The following is an 18591-nucleotide window of genomic DNA, read 5'->3' as shown; positions in this document are numbered from 1 at the left end:
GAGAGTTCAGGGCTTGACCCAGGACCATTGCGTCACCGGCATGGCCGGCCGCCAGCCTGTCATCGTGCCGACCGGCGACGCCCGGGCGATATCGATGCGGATCAGCGAGCCGCCGAGACGGGCGTGATGGGCAAGGAGTACCGCTTCCATTGCCGTCGTGACGGCATTGGCGACCAACCGACCGCCGGAGCACAGTGCTGCGATCGCCGCCTCCATGACGCCAGGATCGCTGCCGCCGCCGCCGACGAAGATCGCGTTCGGGCTGGTCAGTCCGCGAAGCGCGTCCGGCGCCTGCCCCTCGACCACCGCCAGGCCGGGCACGCCGAAGCAGGCGGCATTGCGACCGATCCGCGCTGCCCGTTCGGACGATGCCTCGATGGCGATCGCCCGCATCGCCGGGTCCGCCAGCATCCATTCGATGGCGATCGAGCCGGAGCCGGAGCCGATGTCCCAGAGAAGCTCGCCCTTGCGCGGCGCCAGCGCCGAAAGCGTCAGCGCCCGCACCTCGCGCTTGGTGATCTGGCCGTCATGCTCGAAAAGCGCATCGTCGCGGCCGCCGGCAAGCGGCAGGATGCGCGCTCCCGCATCGGCAACGACTTCGAGGGCGCAGACGTTCAGCGAATGGGCCTTCTCCAGTGCGAAGCTCGCGGCTATGTGCCGGGAGACGCGCTCCCGTCCCCCGCCAAGCGCCTCGAGAACGGTAAGTCGAGACTGACCGAATCCGCTTTCGCTGAGCAGTTCGGCGAGCGCCTTCGGACCGTTCTCATCCGACGTCAGCGCCACAACGCGGGCGCCCGGCTGCAGCTGCGGCCGAATGAGATCGAGCGATCGCCCATGCAGCGAGACGGTTGCCGCCTCCTGCAGCGCCCAGCCGAGCCGCGAGGCTGCCAGGCTGAAGGCCGAGGGCGCAGGGATCGTCCGCATCTCGGCGACATCGATGCGGCGCGCCAGCGTGGCGCCTACGCCGTAGAGGAATGGATCGCCGGAGGCGAGCACTACGACGGGACTCCCTCGCCTTGAAACGATCGCCTCGACCGACTTTTCGAAGGGGCTCTGCCAGACCTCGCTATCGCCTTGGATCAAGGATGCCGCGAGCTCAATGTGGCGGACGCCGCCGAAGACGACGGGGGCTGTAGCAATGAGGCGCTTGGCCTCGTCGCCGAGACCGGCTACACCATCTTCGCCGATACCGATCACGGTCAACCAGGGAGCGACAATGGCCGAGACGCTGTTCGACATGTCAGCCATGGGCAGACCCCGCATCCTGATCCTTGGCGGCACCACCGAGGCGCGGCAGCTTGCCGAGCGCCTCGCGGGTTATCGGCGCTACGACGCGGCGATCTCGCTGGCCGGCCGCACGGCCGATCCGCGGCCGCAGCCCTTGCCGACGCGCATCGGCGGCTTCGGCGGCGCCGAAGGGCTTGCCGTCTTCCTGGAGCTTGAGAAGGTTTCCCTGCTCGTCGATGCGACCCATCCCTTTGCCGCGCGTATGTCCCACAATGCTGCAACCGCGGCAGCGGCAACCGGAGTGCCGCTCCTCGGACTCCGCAGGCCCGCCTGGGAGGCCCAACCGGGCGATCGCTGGACGCGCGTCGCAAGCGTGGCCGAGGCGGTTTCCGCCCTTGGCGCCGCGCCGCGCCGCGTCTTCCTGGCAATCGGCCGCCAGGAGGTCTTCCATTTCGAGAAGGCGCCGCAGCACAGCTATGTGGTGCGCAGTGTCGATCCCGTGACGCCGCCGCTGAACCTTCCCGAGACCACCGCGATCCTCGCTCACGGGCCGTTCGCCGAAGCCGACGAGCTTGAATTGCTCGGCAAGCATGCAATCGATGTTATCGTCGCCAAGAACAGCGGCGGCACCGCGACCTACGGCAAGGTCGCCGCGGCCCGTAAGCTCGGGCTCGAAGTGGTGATGGTCGAGCGCCATAAGCCCGCCGAGGTGCCGACGGTCTGCACGTGTGATGAGGCGCTCGAACGCATCCATCAACGGCTGTCCCCGGTAAAGGACCGCGGCGTATAGACAAGATCCGGCTTGCCGTCGCGGGCAACGATGCGCGTCTCCAGCGAGCCGATGATCACGCAGGTCGCCATGTCGGCGCGGTCGGGATCGGCTTCGCCGAGCGGGATGACCGCGATGCGCTCGTCCGGCCGGCCGGCGGCGCGGCCGAAAATCACCGGAACGCTTCCAGGCAGCACCGCGCGCAGCACCTCGAAGGCCTTGCCGAGCTGCCAGGGACGCGCCTTGCTGATCGGGTTATAGAGGGCGATGACCAGCCCCGCCTCGGCGGCAAGCCTGAGCCGCTTGGTGATGACACCCCATGGTTTCAGGTTGTCCGACAGCGACATGGCGCAGAAATCGTGGCCGAGCGGCGCGCCGATACGCGCTGCGACGGCAAGCATGGCGGTAACGCCGGGGGTGATGATAAGATCAACCTGCCGCCATTCCGCCGGGCCTTTGTCGATCGCCTCGCAGACGGCCGCGGCCATCGCGAAGATGCCCGGGTCGCCGCCGGAAACCACACAAACATCGACACCTTGGCTCGCGCGTGCAAGCGCCGCCTGGGCTCGGTCGAGCTCCTCGCGGTTGTCGGAGGCGATGCGCCGTTGATCGGCCCGCAGATGGAGGCGGTCGAGATAGGGACCGTAGCCGAAGAATTCGGCCGCAACGGCGATCGCATCCTGTGCCTCCGGCGTCATCTGCGCCGGATTCCCGGGGCCGGTGCCGACGATGAAGAGCTTGCCGGTCATGGTTTGTCCTTTGAGCCCGGCCGATCTTTCCAGCCGGGAACAAGTACGAGCGAGAAATAGGGCGCCTCGTCATCCGGCTTGTCGCCGAGCGGAACCATCGCCGCGTTTTTCATCGTGCCGCGCTCGACATAGACTGCCGCGTCGAGCCTGCCGGCCGCCGCAAGGGCACGGCGGATCTTCGGCAGGTTGCGGCCGACTTTCATGATCACGGCTGCTTCGGTGTCGGCAAGACGGCGCTTGAGCTCGTCCTCGCCCATCGTGCCGGGAAGAACCGAGAGAACGTCGTCCCCCTGCACCAGCGGCAGGCCGGCAAGCGACCAGCAGCCGGACATCGCCGTGATGCCGGGAATGACCTCGACCGGAAAACGGTCCGCTAGCCGCACATGCAGGTGCATGTAGGAACCGTAGAACAGCGGGTCGCCCTCGCTGAGCACGGCGACGATCCGCCCCGCCCTGAGATGGACGGCGACCGCTTCTGCGGAGGCATTGTAGAAGTCGGTGATCTGCCGCTTGTAAGCCTCGTCATCCTTGTCGATTTCGGTCGTCACCGGATAGTAGAGCGGCAGTTCGACAAGGTCAGGCTTCAAAACGTGCTCGACGACGGCGCGGCCGTTGCCGTTGCGCCCCGCCTTGGCGAAATAGGCGACGACGTCCGCCTCGCCGAGCGCCCGCACTGCCTTCACGGTCAAAAGCTCAGGGTCGCCGGGGCCGGTTCCGACGCCGATCAGTCTGCCAGGCCCGCTCACAGGCCCGGCCTCGAGAGCGAATTCAGCGCCGCCGCCGTCATCGCACTGCCGCCCAGTCGGCCGCGGACGATCGCGAAGGGAACGCCATAGGAATTCTCGGCGAGCGCGTCCTTCGATTCGGCCGCGCCGACAAAGCCGACCGGCATGCCGAGGATCGCCGCGGGCTTCGGCGCGCCGTCGCGCAGCATCTCCAGGAGATAGAAGAGCGCGGTTGGCGCATTGCCGATGGCAACGACCGAGCCCGCCATCCGCTCACCCCAAAGTCTCAGGGCCGCCGCCGAGCGTGTGTTGCCGATCTCCGCGGCGATCTCCACCGTGCGTGGATCCCGGAGCGTGCAGATCACCTCGTTGCCGGCCGGCAGCCGCCCTCGGGTCACGCCATGGGCGACCATTTCCGCGTCGCAGAATATCGGGGCGCCGTTCTTCAGCGCATCGCGTGCGGCGGACACGAAATCGGCAGAGAAGACGAACTGACGCGCCGCCTCTACCGACCCGCAGGCATGGACCATGCGCACCGCAAGATCGGCCTCGTCTTCCGAGAAGCCGGAAAGATCGGCTTCTGCCCGGATGATCGCGAAGGAACGCTCGTAGATGGCGTTGCCATCGCGGATATAATCGTAATCAGGCATTTCTATCCCTGTTCAAACGCCACGACGATGCGCGCGGTCCCGAGCCGTGTAAGACAGGAGAGCGCCGATTCGCCAGCGTCTTTGTTTTCTCGCACCAGCGCATTGAGCCTGGCCAGCGCGGTTCTTATTCCGTTTTCATCCCTGTAGGCGCTTGGCGCGACGGAAGCAGCGCCATTTACGACAAGCGCATATCCTGATGGCGCACCGACAAGCGTCAGCGCAGATGGCTTGGGCCTGGCGCATCCCTTGGCGCAGCCGGAGAGATGGATTGCCAGCGAGCCGTCGAGAAGGTCGGCGCCGACTTCGACCAATAGCCTGGCTGTCGCCTTGGTGTCCATCAGCGCCGAGGCGCAGGCAAGGCCGGCGCAGGTCGCGATGTGATTGCGCGGATCATCGGCGGCGACCACAAACCCCTGAGACAGCGCGATGCGTTGCGCGACAGCCGCAGCCTCGCTCGATAGACCGAGGACGAGGATGCCATGGCGCGGCGCGAAGCGTATTTCCGACGCACCCAGTTCCTCGGCGCGCTGTAAAAAGGCGATGATATTGGCGCTGTCCGTCTGGGCAAAAGCAGGGGCGACACCGAGCACGATGCGCCCGTCGCCGAAATCGTGAATGCCCGCCGGCAAGAATGGCAAGGCGCCACCCCCCGGCGCCGGCAAGATGTCGCGGTCGGCGGAGAAGCGCTGCCGGATGCGATCCGCATCGAGGTCACGGCCGCGTGCGGCCGCGCCAAGGGCATCGAGTTCCGCCAGAACCTCCGTCACCGCGGCGACGACCCGTTCGGTCTCCAGCAGCGCAACGGGCCGTTCTTGGCGCGCCGCCCCGCCAAGCGACAACAGCCAGCGAAGACCATCGTCGCTGTTCCGCGCTTCAAGCCGCAGATCGGCGGCAACGTCCCGCAGGTGGAAGCGGCCACGTCCATCGATAACGATGGACAGTTTCGGCGCTAGCACAAACGTTGGTCGTCGATCGGCAATCGCGGCGCGCAAAGCTGCGGCCAACGGCCGCGGATCGGCGATTTCGCTCGCATCGATTCCGGCAAGCGGCGGCGTTTCGATCGCAACCCCATCGGCAAGGGCAATTCCCGCCTCGCCGATCGCGGCAGCAAGGTTCGGTACGGTGGATGCGGTCAGCCCACGGATTTGCAGGTTGCCCCGCGCGGTGATCTCGATAATGCCGCTGCCGCAGGCCGCGGCCGCTTCGGCCAACGCTCTCAATCCGGCGGGAGTCAAACCATCGATCGCCGGACGCAGCCGCACGAGCAGACCGTCTCCAGTCCGCATTGGCGCTGCGAGCGACGGACAGGCGCCGCGACGCATCGATCGGCCGGTCTCCGTTTGAGACCTGGGCGCAACGCAGCTCTTCATCGTTGTTCCATCATCCCTGGGCACATTGCGGCTTCACACTCCGCATCCGTGATAGAGCCTATATCACAGCCGCCTTCCTTGAGAGAGATCAAAGCCCGGACAAGCCGTCTCCTGCGGAACGTCGGGCTACTCGTCGAAGTCCGCTCCCTTGCGCAGAAGATAGATGTCCATGATCCAGCCCATGCGCTCGCGCGCCGCGGCCCTTGCCTTCACGATTTCTTCCTTCACATCGGCGAGACGCCCGGAAATGACGAGTTCGTCCGGCGTGCCGAGATAGGCGCCCCAATAGATTTCCGCATCCGGATCATCGATCCTCTGGAAGGCTTGTTCGCCATCGAGCATCACGACGGCCGTCTCGTTCTTGTGTGGAAAGCTCTCGGCAAGCCGGCGGCCGGTGGTGATCTCGACGGGCTTGCCGACGAGGTTGAGCGGAATGCGATGGCTGGCGCAGAGCGCCTGGAGGCTGGTGATGCCGGGGATTACCTCGAATTCGAACGCTACGCTGCCCCGCGCGCGGACCCTTTCGACGATCCGGATCGTGCTGTCGTAGAGCATCGGATCGCCCCAGACGAGGAAGGCGCCAGTCTGCCCTTCCGCAAGCTCGCTCTCAAGCAGCGCCTCGTAAGTCGCGGCGATGCTCGCATGCCAATCGTCGACGCTTTGTACGTAGCTGCGTCCCTCGGTCCGTCGGACCGGCACCGCGAATTCGACGGTCCGGCTGTCGCTGCGCGTCATGTAGCGGGCGCAGATATCGCGGCGTACTTCTGCAAGCTCCGTCTTCTTCGCTCCCTTGGTCGGGATGAACAGAACGTCGGCCCGGTTCAAAGCATTGATCGCCTGGACCGTGATGTGTTCGGGATTGCCTGCACCTATACCGATGATCAGGATATGCCGCATGCCGTCTCTCCCGCCTGCGCGCTACGCGTCGGCCAGTCTTTGGCGGATCGGGATCAGCGGCGCAAGGTCCATTGACGACAGGGGGCGCAACGAGGGCGTCAGCAGGGCGCCGCAATCTGCCGATCGACGGCGAGAGGAGGGTCATCCGGCAGCCGCCAGTCGATCGGATCGAGCCCCTTCGACTGCAGGAAGGCATTGGCTTTCGAAAAATGCTTGCAGCCGAGGAAGCCGGAATGCGCCGAGAGCGGCGACGGATGCGGCGCAGTCAGCACCAGGTGCCGGGAGCGATCGACGAAGGCAGCTTTCTTCTGCGCGTAGGAGCCCCAAAGCATGAAGACGACCGGCTGCGCCTGCTCGTTGACGGCGCGGATGACCGCGTCGGTAAAGCGTTCCCAGCCCTTGCCCTGGTGCGAGGCGGCCCGGCCCCGCTCCACCGTCAGCACGCTGTTCAACAGCAGCACACCCTGACGCGCCCAGCTTTCGAGGAAACCGTGACGGGCCGGTGAAATGCCGAGGTCGTCGCGAAGCTCCTTGTAGATGTTGACGAGCGACGGCGGGGTGCGCACACCCGGCCGTACGCTGAAGCAAAGCCCGTGCGCCTGGCCGTCGCCATGATAGGGATCCTGGCCAAGGATGACGACCCGGACCTTGTCGAGCGGCGTCAGGTCAAGCGCCCGGAAATACTCGCTGCCTCTCGGAAAGATCTGCCGGCCCTGCTGCTTCTCGTCCACAAGAAAGCGCTTGAGCTCGGCCATGTAGCCATGCCGGAATTCCGGCGTCAGCACGGCCTTCCAGCTCTCCTCCAGCCTGATCGTCGCATCCATGGATATCGCCTCGCTTCATTCCGTTCCGGAATTTAGACCGATGAGCCCCCATCGCAAGCACCGGCGCCGTATTTGTCCCCTCAGTTCACCGCTTTGATTACCCCTGTCGCGAGGCATTGTATTTCTTTGGATATAGCGCTAACCAAGACCGAGAACCGTTATATCCTAATAAATATCACGAGAGAGATGGAGGCAGGCGTGTTGATGAGACGGAGAGAGTGGCTGAAAGGTTTCGGGATTACCGGTTTGGTGCTGGCGCTCGGCATGACATTGGCGGGCGCGGCATTCGCCCCGGCCGAGGCGCAGGAAAGGGTAACGATATTCGCTGCGGCGAGCCTGAAGAACGCGCTCGACTCTGTGAATGCTGAATGGAAAAAGGAGAGCGGAAAAGAGACGACCGCCTCCTACGCGGCGAGCTCGGCGCTCGCAAAGCAGATCGAGCAGGGTGCCCCGGCCGATATCTTCGTCTCGGCCGATCTCGCCTGGATGGACTATCTTGCCGAGAAAAAGCTGATCAAAAGCGACAGCCGCTCCAACCTGCTCGGTAACCGCATCGTCCTCGTTTCCGCCGAGACGGATGCCCAACCTGTCGAGATCAAGCCTGGCCTCGACCTCGCCGGCCTGCTCGGCGACGAACGCCTGGCAATGGGCGCCGTCGAGTCGGTCCCGGCCGGCAAATACGGCAAGGCGGCACTCGAAAAGCTCGGCATCTGGCCGACGGTCGCCAAGAAGTTGGCCGGGGCCGAAAGCGTCCGCGCCGCCCTCCTTCTCGTTTCGCGCGGCGAGGCACCCTACGGCATCGTCTACAAGACCGATGCGGCCGCCGATCCGGGCGTGAAGGTGGTCGGAACCTTCCCTGAAGACAGCCATCCGCCGATCATCTACCCGATCGCCATCACCGCCGAGAGCAAGAACCCGGATGCCGCCGCCTATCTCGAATTCGTCAAGTCGCCCAGGGCCGCGGCACTCTTCGAGGCACAAGACTTCATCGTCCTCGAATAGGGCCTTGCGCCACCGGCCGTCGAGCGGGCAGAACATGGTCGCGTCGTTTACGTATTGGCGCGGCACCTCATGCAATACGGGAGCACGAACTTGGACTGGATGGCCCTGAGCGACGCGGAATGGACAGCCGTCCGCTTGAGCCTGCGCGTGGCAACGGTCGCCATGCTTTCCAGCCTGCCGCTCGCACTGCTGGTCGCCATGGCGCTGGCGCGCGGACGTTTCTGGGGCAAGTCGGTCCTGAACGGCCTCGTCCACATGCCGCTGATCCTGCCGCCGGTGGTCACCGGCTTCGTGCTGCTCATCCTGTTCGGGCGGCGCGGTCCGATCGGCGCCTTTCTTGCCGAGAATTTCGGGCTTGTCTTTTCCTTCCGCTGGACCGGCGCGGCGCTCGCCTGCGCCGTCATGGGCTTTCCGCTAATGGTGCGCAGCATCCGGCTGTCGATCGAAGCGGTCGATCGCAAGCTGGAGGATGCCGCCGCGACGCTCGGTGCCAATCCGGCCTGGGTGTTCCTGACCGTGACCCTGCCGTTGGTCCTTCCCGGCATCGTCGCCGGCATGATCCTTTCCTTCGCCAAGGCGATGGGCGAGTTCGGCGCGACCATTACTTTCGTCTCGAACATCCCCGGCGAGACGCAGACGCTATCCGCCGCGATCTACAGCTTCACCCAGGTTCCGGGCGGGGACGCCGGCGCCATGCGCCTCGCCGTCATCTCGATCGTCATCTCGATGGCGGCGCTGATGCTGTCGGAATTCCTTGCCGCCGCCGCGGCGCGACGGACGGTCGCCGCATGAGCCTCGAGGTCGAAGCGCGCCACCGGATCGGCTCTTTCGTGATCGACGCCGCGTTCCGCTCGGAGGGCGGCGTGACGGCGCTTTTCGGCCGTTCCGGCTCCGGAAAGACGTCGGTGATCAACATCATCGCCGGGCTTCTGAAACCTGATGCCGGCCGCATCCTGCTCGACGGAGACGTGATCGCCGACAGCAAGCGCCGGCTCTTCACCCCCGTGCACCGCCGGCGCTTCGGCTACGTGTTCCAGGAAGCCCGGCTCTTTCCGCATTTGAGCGTCCGCAAGAATCTCGCCTATGGGCGCTGGTTCGCCGCTGCAGGCAAGTCCACGTCCGAGTTCGCAAAGGTCGTCGAGATGCTCGGTATCGGGGATCTGCTCGAGCGTCGTCCCTCGACGCTCTCCGGCGGCGAGCGCCAGCGTGTCGCCGTCGGCCGGGCGCTGCTTGCCGCACCGCGGCTGCTCTTGATGGACGAACCGCTCGCTGCCCTCGACGAGGCGAGAAAGGCGGAGATCCTGCCCTATCTGGAGCGGCTTCGCGACGAGACGCGGATACCGATCGTCTATGTCAGCCATTCCGTCGCGGAGGTGGCGCGGCTGGCGGAGCGCGTCGTCGTCATTGAGGACGGCCGGGTCAAAGCATCCGGCGCGGCCGCCGCCATTCTCAGCCGGTCGACGGCCGCGATCGAGCGGCGGGAGACAGGCGCCTTGATCGAAGGCGTGGTCGACAGTCATGACGCCACGCATAATCTGACCGTGGTGCGTGCCGGCGAATGCCTGATCCGCATACCGCATCTCGTCACGGCGCCAGGCCATCGGCTTCGCCTCTATATCGCCGGGCGTGATGTGATGCTCGCCACGACGAAGCCGGAAGGGATCAGCGCGCTGAACGTCCTGCGGGGAACGATCGTCGACCTATCGCCGGGTCATCAGGGCAGTATTGACGTGCGCGTCGATTGCGGCGGCAATATCATCGTCGCCCGCATCACCGCCCTGTCCCGCGAGGCGCTCGGGCTCGAGCCGGGTAAACCAGTCCACGTCATCATCAAGACCGTGGCGCTGGATTATTAGATATAGACCCAAAAACCCCTCCCCACAGGTGGGAGGGGCTTAACCTGCCGCACCCACTCCGCCTCGTTTGGACCGTTCCTGCAGGGTCGAGCTTGGGAAAATGGCCCTCGGGCGCAGCAGGCACCTAGCTCCTCCCCCTTGTGGGGAGGGGTTGGGGAGGGGTAACATTTGCACCTTCATCGCGCGCCGCCTCGAGCCAGTCGAGGTCGTCGGCGATCGCGGCGTCGGCCTTCTCCTCCATGGCCCGAAAGCGCTCGATCAGCGCCTCGCCGAAAGCGGTAAGGACCGCGCCACCACCCTGCTTGCCGCCCCGCTGCGACTCGACTGCGGGCTCATTGAACATCCGGTTGAGCGCATCGACCAGCAGCCAGGCGCGGCGGTAGGACATGTCCATGGCGCGACCGGCGGCGGAGATCGATCCGGTTTCGCGGATCAGCTCGAGAAGCATGATCTTGCCGCGCCCGAGGCGATCCTCGGGCGGAAAGTCGATGCGCAGGACGGGGCGAAGCTTGTTGTCGGCTTTGGGCATGGGTGGAGCATAGAGGCGCAAGCGCAGCTCGAAAAGATCCGCGCTTACAAGCTCATGCCGCCATCGATGACATGCACCTGGCCGGTCGTATAGGCCGCGGCGTCGCTGGCAAGATAGACGGCCAGCGCGGCGATCTCCTCGGGCGTGCCGAGACGACCCATCGGCTGGCGGGCGATGAAGGCGGCGCGCGCCTCCTCGTAATTGCCCTGCGCCCGCATCCGTTCCTCCAGCGACGGCGATTGCACGGTGCCGGGAGCGATGGCGTTGCAGCGAATGCTTTTGCCTATGAAGTCGATTGCCACGGACTTGGTGAGGCCGATGACCGCCGCCTTGCTGGCGGAATAGACAAAGCGGTTCGGCACGCCCATCGGCACGCCTGCGACCGATGCCATGTTGATGATCGAGCCGCCGCCCTTTTCGACCATGCCCGGCAGGAAGGCGCGGATCATCCGGAACATCGATTTGACGTTGAGGTCGAAGGCGAAATCATAGTCCTTCTCGCTCGTCTCCAGGATCGTGCCGGCATGGACGAAACCGGCGCAGTTGAAGAGGACGTCGACCGCCCCGGTGCGCGCCGCGAAATCGGCGATCGCCGCTTCGTTCAACACGTCGAGCTTCGCCACCTCGATGCCCCCGGCGGCAAGTTCGGCGAGCTTGTCCTCGTTGATGTCGGTCGCGATGACCGAAGCCCCTTCCCGGCTGAACGCTTCGGCCGCGGCGCGGCCGATACCCTGTGCTGCGGCGCTGATCACAGCACGCTTGCCTGCAAGAATACCGCTCATTGTCTGCCTCATCTATATTGGTAGGATTAGCGTTGGCGCGCTCGGCGACCCCGCATCTCGGTTGCCAACAGACATCGAAGTCCGCCGGACTGTCAAGGCGGCAATTTGTATTTTTATCGAAAAAAGACAGATTGGCGGGACAGCTGATCCAACTCGCGATTCTCGGACGGCATGCCGATGGCGATCGCGCCGCCCGTCTGGCGGCGTTTTCCATCTGCTTCGCTCGAAGCGGTCGCGAAAGAAAATTACGCGCCGCCGGGGCACCGTCACGGCTCCGGGATCGGCCCGGCGCAGGCGCCGGTACGAATCTGTCTTTCTTCGTCCGGACGCAGGCTTGCCGCCGAAAACCCTTCATCAAAGCCTGAAGTCGTGGCAGTCTGTGACTGTAACCCTTTGGGAGAATGAGGGTTGTCGGTGCCTGCATGGCCGAGGCGTAGGAGCGCCCCGGGCAATTGCCGGTGGGCATCGAACGTCGCACGACCGCGAGGCGCTTCGCTCAGCGGTTGACCCCAAGTGCGGCACGCAATCCGGAAGGGAGGCCGGAACCCGCATGGATGAATTCAGCCGATTGAGTCTGCATGTCCCCGAACCGGCCGTCCGGCCGGGTGACCAGCCCGATTTTTCCAACGTCAAGATTCCGAAGGCGGGTTCCGTGCCGCGGCCCGAGGTCGATGTGGAGCCGGAAACGATCCGCGACCTCGCCTACTCGATCATCCGGGTGCTCAACCGCGAGGGCGAGGCAGTCGGTCCCTGGGCCGGTCTCCTCTCGGACGAGGAGTTGCTGTCAGGTCTTCGGCATATGATGCAGCTGCGCGCCTTCGACGCCCGCATGCTGATGGCGCAGCGCCAGGGCAAGACATCCTTCTACATGCAGCATCTCGGTGAGGAGGCGGTGAGCTGCGCCTTCAGAAGAGCACTTCGCAAGGGCGACATGAATTTCCCGACCTATCGCCAGGCGGGGCTGTTGATTGCCGACGACTACCCGATGGTCGAGATGATGAACCAGATCTTCTCGAACGAGAGGGATCCCTGCCATGGCCGGCAATTGCCGGTGATGTACACCTCCAAGGAGCACGGCTTCTTCACCATCTCCGGCAACCTCGCGACGCAATATGTCCAGGCGGTCGGCTGGGCGATGGCGTCGGCCATCAAGAACGACACCCGGATTGCCGCCGGCTGGATCGGCGACGGCTCGACGGCCGAGTCGGATTTCCACTCGTCGTTGGTTTTCGCCTCCACCTACAAGGCTCCGGTCATCCTCAACATCGTCAACAACCAATGGGCGATCTCGACCTTCCAGGGCATCGCCCGCGGCGGCTCCGGCACCTTTGCGGCCCGCGGCCTGGGCTTCGGCATTCCGGCGCTGCGGGTCGACGGCAACGATTATCTCGCCGTCTACGCTGTCGCCCGCTGGGCGGCGGAGCGGGCGCGGCGCAATCTCGGGCCGACGCTGATCGAATACGTGACCTACCGTGTCGGTGCCCACTCGACGTCCGACGATCCGAGCGCCTACCGGCCGAAGACGGAATCGGAGGCTTGGCCGCTTGGCGACCCGGTTCTGCGGCTGAAGAAGCACCTGATCCTGCGCGGCGCCTGGTCGGAAGAGCGCCATGCTCAGGCCGAGGCCGAGATCATGGACGCGGTCATCCAGGCGCAGAAGGAAGCCGAAAGCCACGGCACGCTGCATGCCGGCGGCAGGCCCTCGGTGCGCGACATCTTCGAGGGCGTCTATGCCGAGATGCCGCCGCATATCCGCCGCCAGCGGCAGAAGGCAGGATACTGACATGGCCAGAATGACAATGATCGAAGCGGTGCGCAGCGCCATGGATGTCTCGATGGGGCGCGACGAGGATGTCGTCGTCTTCGGCGAGGATGTCGGCTATTTCGGCGGCGTCTTTCGCTGCACCCAGGGGCTCCAGGCGAAGTACGGCAAGACCCGCTGTTTCGACGCGCCGATCAGCGAATCCGGCATCGTCGGGACCGCCATCGGCATGGCGGCCTATGGGCTGAAGCCCTGCGTCGAAATCCAGTTCGCCGATTACATGTATCCGGCCTATGACCAGCTCACCCAGGAGGCCGCGCGCATCCGCTACCGCTCGAACGGCGACTTTACCTGTCCGATCGTGGTGCGCATGCCGACCGGCGGCGGCATCTTCGGCGGCCAGACCCACAGCCAGAGCCCGGAAGCGCTCTTCACCCATGTCTGTGGCCTCAAGGTCATCGTGCCGTCGAACCCCTACGACGCGAAGGGGTTGCTGATTTCGGCGATCGAGGATCCGGATCCGGTAATGTTCCTGGAGCCGAAGCGGCTTTACAACGGCCCTTTCGACGGTCATCACGAGCGCCCGGTCACCCCGTGGTCGAAGCATGAGCTCGGCGACGTGCCGGAGGGGCACTATTCGATCCCGATCGGCAAGGCGGAAATCCGCCGTAAGGGTTCGGCGTTGACCGTGATCGCCTATGGAACGATGGTGCATGTGGCGCTCGCGGCCGTGGAGGAGACCGGCATCGATGCGGAAGTCATCGATCTGCGCAGCCTGCTGCCGCTCGATCTCGAAACGATCGTGCAGTCCGTCACCAAGACCGGGCGATGCGTCGTCGTGCACGAGGCGACTCTGACCTCGGGCTTCGGGGGCGAACTCGTCGCTCTCGTCCAGGAGCACTGCTTCTATCACCTCGAAGCGCCGGTGGTTCGGGTGACCGGCTGGGATACGCCCTACCCGCATGCCCAGGAATGGGACTACTTCCCGGGTCCGGCGCGCGTCGGCCGCGCGCTGACCGAGGCGATGGAGGCATAGGGCAATGGGCGAATTCATCATCAAGATGCCGGATGTCGGCGAAGGGGTCGCCGAGGCCGAGCTCGTCGAATGGCACGTCAAGCCGGGCGACCCGGTCCGCGAAGACATGGTGCTCGCGGCCGTCATGACCGATAAGGCCACCGTCGAAATCCCCTCGCCGGTATCCGGCAAGGTGCTCTGGCTCGGCGCCGACATCGGCGATACGGTCGCCGTGAAGGCACCACTGGTCAGGATCGAGACCGCCGGCGAAGATGGCGAGCCACCGCCGGACAGCGTTCCGGAAGCGCTTGCCGAAGCCGTCCTGGAAGAGCCTGTTGCCGTCTCCGCCCCACCTGTCCCCAAAGCGCCGCCCAAGCCAGAGAAGGCCGAGCCAGAGAAGGCCGAGCCCCGGCAATCGCCAGGGCCGCGCGAGGCGCCGGATACCGCGAAAAAGCCGCTGGCTTCGCCGGCGGTGCGGCTGCGGGCCAGGGAGCGCGGCGTCGATCTCAGGCAATTGTCCGGAACGGGACCCGCCGGTCGGATCACCCATGAGGATCTCGACCTCTTCATCAGCCGCGGCGCCGAACCGCAGCCGGCCCAGGTCGGCCTGGTCCGCAAGACGGCAGTCGAAGAAATCAAGATGGCCGGCCTGCGGCGGCGGATCGCCGAAAAGATGTCGCTTTCCACCTCGCGCATCCCCCACATCACCTATGTGGAAGAGGTGGACGTGACCGCACTCGAAGACTTGCGGGCGACGATGAACCGCGACCGCAAGCCCGACCAGCCGAAGCTGACGATCCTGCCCTTCCTGATGCGCGCGCTGGTCAGGACCGTCGCCGAACAGCCGGGCGTCAACGCCACCTTCGACGACCACGCCGGCATCATCCACCGCCACGCGGCCGTCCATATCGGCATCGCCACCCAGACGCCCGCCGGTTTGACCGTGCCGGTCGTGCGCCATGCGGAAGCACGGCGAATCTGGGATTGCGCTGCAGAATTGAACCGATTAGCCGAAGCGGCCCGCACCGGCACCGCGACGCGCGACGAATTGATCGGCTCGACGATTACCATCTCTTCGCTCGGCGCGCTTGGCGGCATCGCCTCGACGCCGGTCATCAACCATCCGGAGGTGGCGATCGTCGGCGTCAACAAGATCGCCACCCGGCCGGTCTGGGACGGGGCGCAATTCGTGCCGCGCAAGATCATGAATCTGTCGTCGAGCTTCGACCACCGCGTCATCGACGGCTGGGATGCCGCCACTTTCGTGCAGCGCCTGAAGACGCTGCTCGAAACGCCGGCGCTGATTTTCGTTGAGGGGTGAGCCAACATGAAGGAAATCTCCTGCAAGCTCCTGGTGCTCGGCGCCGGCCCCGGCGGCTATGTCGCAGCAATCCGGGCCGGACAGCTCGGCATCAACACCGTGGTCGTCGAGAAGGCGAAGGCAGGCGGCACCTGCCTCAATGTCGGCTGCATCCCCTCCAAGGCGCTGATCCATGCGGCAGAGGAGTTTCACAAGCTTCGCGCTGCCGCCTCCGGCAAGAGCCCGCTCGGCCTTTCGCTCGAGGCGCCGGCGATCGACCTCAAGCGAACGATCGCCTGGAAGGACGGCATCGTCGGGCGCCTGAGCAGCGGCGTGACGGGCCTCCTCAAGAAGGCCGGCGTTAAGGCCGTCATCGGCCAAGCGCGCTTCATCGACGGCAAGACGGTGGACGTCGAAACGGAAATCGGCGTCCAACGCATTCGCGCCGAAGCGATCGTCATCGCCACCGGCTCTGTCCCGGTCGAGCTTCCCGACCTGCCGTTCGGCGGCAATGTCATCTCCTCGACCGACGCTTTGGCGTTGAAGGAGGTTCCGCAGACGCTTGCCGTCATCGGCGGCGGCTATATCGGCCTCGAACTGGGCACCGCCTTCGCCAAGCTCGGCTCGAAGGTCACCGTGCTCGAAGCCATGGACCGCGTCCTGCCGCAATATGACGCCGATCTCTCGAAGCCGGTCATCAAGCGCCTCGGCGAACTCGGGATCGAGGTCTCCACCCGCACCGCAGCCAAGCGCCTGTCGGCGGACCGACGCGGCTTGCTTGCCGAAGAAAACGGCCGCGCCTTCGAGGTGCCGGCCGAAAAGGTTTTGGTCACCGTCGGCCGCAGGCCTGTGATGGAGGGCTGGGGACTGGAGGAGATCGATCTCGATCGCTCGGGCAAGTTCATCCGCATCGACGACCAATGCCGCACGTCGATGCGCGGCATCTATGCGATCGGCGACGTCACCGGCGAACCGATGCTCGCCCACCGCGCCATGGCGCAGGGCGAAATGGTTGCCGAAATCATCGCCGGTCAGAAGCGCAGCTGGGACAAGCGCTGCATTCCCGCCGTCTGCTTCACCGATCCGGAGATCGTCAGCGCCGGTCTCTCGCCGGAGGAGGCACGTGCGGCCGGCATCGAGGTCAAGATCGGCCAGTTCCCCTTCCAGGCGAACGGTCGCGCCATGACGACGCTTGCCGAGGACGGTTTCGTGCGTGTCGTTGCGCGCGCCGACAACCACCTCGTCCTCGGCATCCACGCAGTTGGGCATGCTGTCTCGGAGCTTTCGTCGGCCTTTGCGCTGGCAATCGAGATGGGCGCGCGTCTGGAGGACATCGCCGGCACGATCCATGCGCACCCGACCCAGTCGGAAGGTTTCCAGGAGGCGGCATTCAAGGCGCTAGGGCACGCGCTGCATATTTGACGGCGGGCTGGGCCCGACGCGATCGGCCAACCGAACCCCTCCCCACAGGTTGGAGGGGCTTTGAGTCCGCTGCGGCCCGCTGCCCCCATCTGGAAACATCGAGTTCCCAAAACCGTCAATTAGAGTGAGTCGGCGCGGCATCGTAAGCCCCTCCCCTTGTGGGGAGAGGTTTGGGGAGGGGCTTTTTTTGATCAGCAAGGTGTTACTGCAACAACTCCAGCCCCACCGCCGTCGCCTCACCACCGCCGATGCACAATGACGCTATGCCGCGCCTGACACCGTTCGCCCGCATCGCATGGAGCAGCGAGACGACAATGCGGGCGCCTGACGCACCTATCGGGTGGCCGAGAGCGCAAGCGCCGCCATGGATATTGACGATGTCGTCGGAAAGGCCGAGGTCGCGGAGCGCTGCCATCGCAACGACGGCGAAGGCCTCGTTGATCTCGTAGAGGCCGACGCTTCCCTTTTCCCAGCCAAGCTTGTCCAGAAGCTTGTCGATGGCGCCGATCGGCGCGGTCGTGAACCAGGCGGGCTCCTGGGCGTGGCCTGCATGGCCGGCGACGATCGCAAGCGGCGTCAGCCCGCGCCGTTCCGCCTCGCTGGCGCGCATCAAGATCAGCGCCGCAGCGCCATCGGAGATCGACGAGGAATTTGCCGCGGTGACGCTGCCGCCGTCGCGGAAGGCCGGCTTCAGCTTCGGGATCTTGGCCGGATCTGCCTTCAACGGCTGCTCGTCGCGATCGAGGTTGGCAGTCCCGCGCTTGCCGCCATCGGTGATTGCCACGATCTCGTCGGCAAAGGATCCGTCCTCCGCCGCCTTCAGCGCCCGTTCGAGCGACCGCAGCGCGAAGGCATCCTGATCGGAACGGGAAAATTGATAGTGCTGGGCGGTGTCCTCGGCATAGTTGCCCATCAGCCGCCCGGAATAGGCGTCCTCCAGCCCGTCGAGGAACATGTGATCCTTGACCTCGCCATGGCCGAGCCGGAAGCCGCCGCGGGCTTTCGGCAGGAGGTAGGGGGCATTGGTCATCGACTCCATTCCGCCGACGGCAACGCGTGACGCACTGCCGGAGACAAGCGCGTCATGGCCGAGCATCAGCGCCTTCATGCCGGAACCGCAGACCTTCGAGACCGTCGTCGACGGCGTCTGTTGGCCGAGCCCGGCGCCAAGCGCCGCCTGCCTGGCCGGATTCTGCCCGAGGCCGGCGGGCAGGACGTTGCCCATCAGCACTTCGTCGACCGCATCGAGGCCGGCACGATCGAGGGCCGCCTTCAACGCAACTGCCCCGAGCTCCGGGGCCGTCAGTTCCTTCAGACCGCCTTGAAAGGCGCCCATCGGCGTCCGTGCCGCCGAAACGATAACCACCGGATCACGATTGCTCATCTTAGTCCTCCCAGAAGCTTCGAGACGACTATATCCACCGCACGCTGCGAGGCAACGCCGTCGGCATCATACCGTTCAGCAGAGCCGCCGGCTGATACTGGCCTTCAGCCCATCCGTTCCGACGCGTAGGATCCCGGGCTCGGCGGGAAGACCACGACGCGGTTGCCGTTGATGAAGCAGCGGTGGTGGATATGGGCATGGACGGCGCGGGCCAGCACCTGGCTTTCGACGTCGCGGCCGATCGACACATAGTCCTCGGCCGACTGCGCATGGGTGATGCGGGCGATGTCCTGCTCGATGATCGGCCCCTCGTCGAGGTCGGCGGTGA

18 protein-coding genes and 1 pseudogene are annotated in these 18591 nt (G+C 65.4%); 8 read left to right on the top strand and 11 right to left on the bottom strand.

Annotation, left to right across the window (positions count from 1 at the left end):
• Positions 1-6: 6 nt before the first annotated feature.
• A complete protein-coding gene (gene cbiE, locus CO676_RS31115) occupies positions 7-1239 on the bottom strand; it encodes a precorrin-6y C5,15-methyltransferase (decarboxylating) subunit CbiE (RefSeq protein ID WP_179875713.1) in 1233 nt (410 codons plus the stop codon).
• On the opposite strand from cbiE, the gene CO676_RS31110 reads away from it, so the two are divergent.
• On the top strand, positions 1217-2017 hold the full coding sequence (locus CO676_RS31110; RefSeq protein ID WP_097523929.1) for a cobalt-precorrin-6A reductase: 801 nt from the start codon (positions 1217-1219) through the stop codon (positions 2015-2017). The two genes, cbiE and CO676_RS31110, sit on opposite strands and share 23 nt — an antisense overlap.
• Here the strand turns inward: CO676_RS31110 and CO676_RS31105 are convergent.
• From CO676_RS31105 to ung, 6 genes are all read right to left on the bottom strand, one after another.
• Positions 1981-2745, bottom strand: coding sequence for a precorrin-3B C(17)-methyltransferase (locus CO676_RS31105; protein WP_097523917.1), 765 nt, complete (start codon positions 2743-2745; stop codon positions 1981-1983). The genes CO676_RS31110 and CO676_RS31105 overlap by 37 nt on opposite strands.
• Positions 2742-3491, bottom strand: a complete 750-nt coding sequence (locus CO676_RS31100; RefSeq protein ID WP_097523916.1) for a precorrin-2 C(20)-methyltransferase — start codon at positions 3489-3491, stop codon at positions 2742-2744. Before CO676_RS31100 ends, CO676_RS31105 begins: the two co-directional genes overlap by 4 nt.
• Complete coding sequence (locus CO676_RS31095; protein WP_097523915.1) at positions 3488-4120, bottom strand: precorrin-8X methylmutase; 633 nt, start codon at positions 4118-4120, stop codon at positions 3488-3490. The genes CO676_RS31100 and CO676_RS31095 overlap by 4 nt, the downstream gene beginning before the upstream one ends.
• A gap of 2 nt (positions 4121-4122) precedes the next feature.
• Positions 4123-5490, bottom strand: coding sequence for a precorrin-3B synthase (gene cobG, locus CO676_RS31090; protein WP_097523914.1), 1368 nt, complete (start codon positions 5488-5490; stop codon positions 4123-4125).
• Positions 5491-5616: 126 nt separating this feature from the next.
• A complete protein-coding gene (cobF, locus tag CO676_RS31085) occupies positions 5617-6387 on the bottom strand; it encodes a precorrin-6A synthase (deacetylating) (protein WP_097523913.1) in 771 nt (256 codons plus the stop codon).
• A 98-nt stretch (positions 6388-6485) separates the two neighbouring features.
• Positions 6486-7211, bottom strand: coding sequence for a uracil-DNA glycosylase (gene ung / locus CO676_RS31080; protein WP_014766033.1), 726 nt, complete (start codon positions 7209-7211; stop codon positions 6486-6488).
• Between the two features lie 201 nt (positions 7212-7412).
• Between ung and modA the strand changes: the two genes are divergently transcribed.
• The 3 genes from modA (at position 7413) to modC (ending at position 10069) form a co-directional block, all read left to right on the top strand.
• The gene (gene modA, locus CO676_RS31075; RefSeq protein ID WP_179875712.1) at positions 7413-8213 is read left to right on the top strand and encodes a molybdate ABC transporter substrate-binding protein; all 801 of its coding nucleotides are present in this window, start codon (positions 7413-7415) and stop codon (positions 8211-8213) included.
• Between the two features lie 99 nt (positions 8214-8312).
• On the top strand, positions 8313-9005 hold the full coding sequence (gene modB / locus CO676_RS31070; RefSeq protein WP_179875711.1) for a molybdate ABC transporter permease subunit: 693 nt from the start codon (positions 8313-8315) through the stop codon (positions 9003-9005).
• Positions 9002-10069: a molybdenum ABC transporter ATP-binding protein gene (modC, locus tag CO676_RS31065; protein WP_097523911.1), complete on the top strand. Its 1068-nt coding sequence runs from the start codon at positions 9002-9004 to the stop codon at positions 10067-10069. The genes modB and modC overlap by 4 nt, the downstream gene beginning before the upstream one ends.
• A gap of 124 nt (positions 10070-10193) precedes the next feature.
• On the opposite strand, the gene CO676_RS31060 is transcribed toward modC, so the two are convergent.
• Positions 10194-10598, bottom strand: a complete 405-nt coding sequence (locus CO676_RS31060; RefSeq protein ID WP_097523910.1) for a winged helix-turn-helix domain-containing protein — start codon at positions 10596-10598, stop codon at positions 10194-10196.
• Between the two features lie 44 nt (positions 10599-10642).
• Positions 10643-11380: an SDR family oxidoreductase gene (locus CO676_RS31055; RefSeq protein ID WP_014766038.1), complete on the bottom strand. Its 738-nt coding sequence runs from the start codon at positions 11378-11380 to the stop codon at positions 10643-10645.
• A gap of 550 nt (positions 11381-11930) precedes the next feature.
• Between CO676_RS31055 and CO676_RS31045 the strand changes: the two genes are divergently transcribed.
• The 4 genes from CO676_RS31045 to lpdA are packed head-to-tail and all read left to right on the top strand — an operon-like array spanning position 11931 to position 16879.
• The gene (locus CO676_RS31045; RefSeq protein ID WP_097523908.1) at positions 11931-13163 is read left to right on the top strand and encodes a 3-methyl-2-oxobutanoate dehydrogenase (2-methylpropanoyl-transferring) subunit alpha; all 1233 of its coding nucleotides are present in this window, start codon (positions 11931-11933) and stop codon (positions 13161-13163) included.
• Position 13164: 1 nt separating this feature from the next.
• On the top strand, positions 13165-14178 hold the full coding sequence (locus CO676_RS31040) for an alpha-ketoacid dehydrogenase subunit beta (RefSeq protein WP_014766040.1): 1014 nt from the start codon (positions 13165-13167) through the stop codon (positions 14176-14178).
• Positions 14179-14182: 4 nt separating this feature from the next.
• Positions 14183-15478 (top strand): dihydrolipoamide acetyltransferase family protein, encoded by a 1296-nt coding sequence (locus tag CO676_RS31035; RefSeq protein WP_097523907.1) that lies wholly within the window; start codon positions 14183-14185, stop codon positions 15476-15478.
• A 6-nt stretch (positions 15479-15484) separates the two neighbouring features.
• Complete coding sequence (gene lpdA / locus CO676_RS31030) at positions 15485-16879, top strand: dihydrolipoyl dehydrogenase (RefSeq protein WP_097523906.1); 1395 nt, start codon at positions 15485-15487, stop codon at positions 16877-16879.
• Positions 16880-17081: 202 nt separating this feature from the next.
• Here the strand turns inward: lpdA and CO676_RS31025 are convergent, their stop codons facing one another.
• Both CO676_RS31025 and purU read right to left on the bottom strand, forming a co-directional pair.
• A complete protein-coding gene (locus CO676_RS31025; RefSeq protein ID WP_097523905.1) occupies positions 17082-18263 on the bottom strand; it encodes an acetyl-CoA C-acyltransferase in 1182 nt (393 codons plus the stop codon).
• A 104-nt stretch (positions 18264-18367) separates the two neighbouring features.
• A pseudogene (gene purU, locus CO676_RS31020) lies at positions 18368-18591 on the bottom strand (formyltetrahydrofolate deformylase); the annotation flags it as partial.

It is taken from the genome of Sinorhizobium sp. BJ1, assembly GCF_002531555.1.
Classification (GTDB): domain Bacteria; phylum Pseudomonadota; class Alphaproteobacteria; order Rhizobiales; family Rhizobiaceae; genus Sinorhizobium; species Sinorhizobium fredii_B.
The sequence above is the reverse complement of the archived record's forward strand: the minus strand, read 5'-3'. Positions and strand labels throughout refer to the sequence as shown.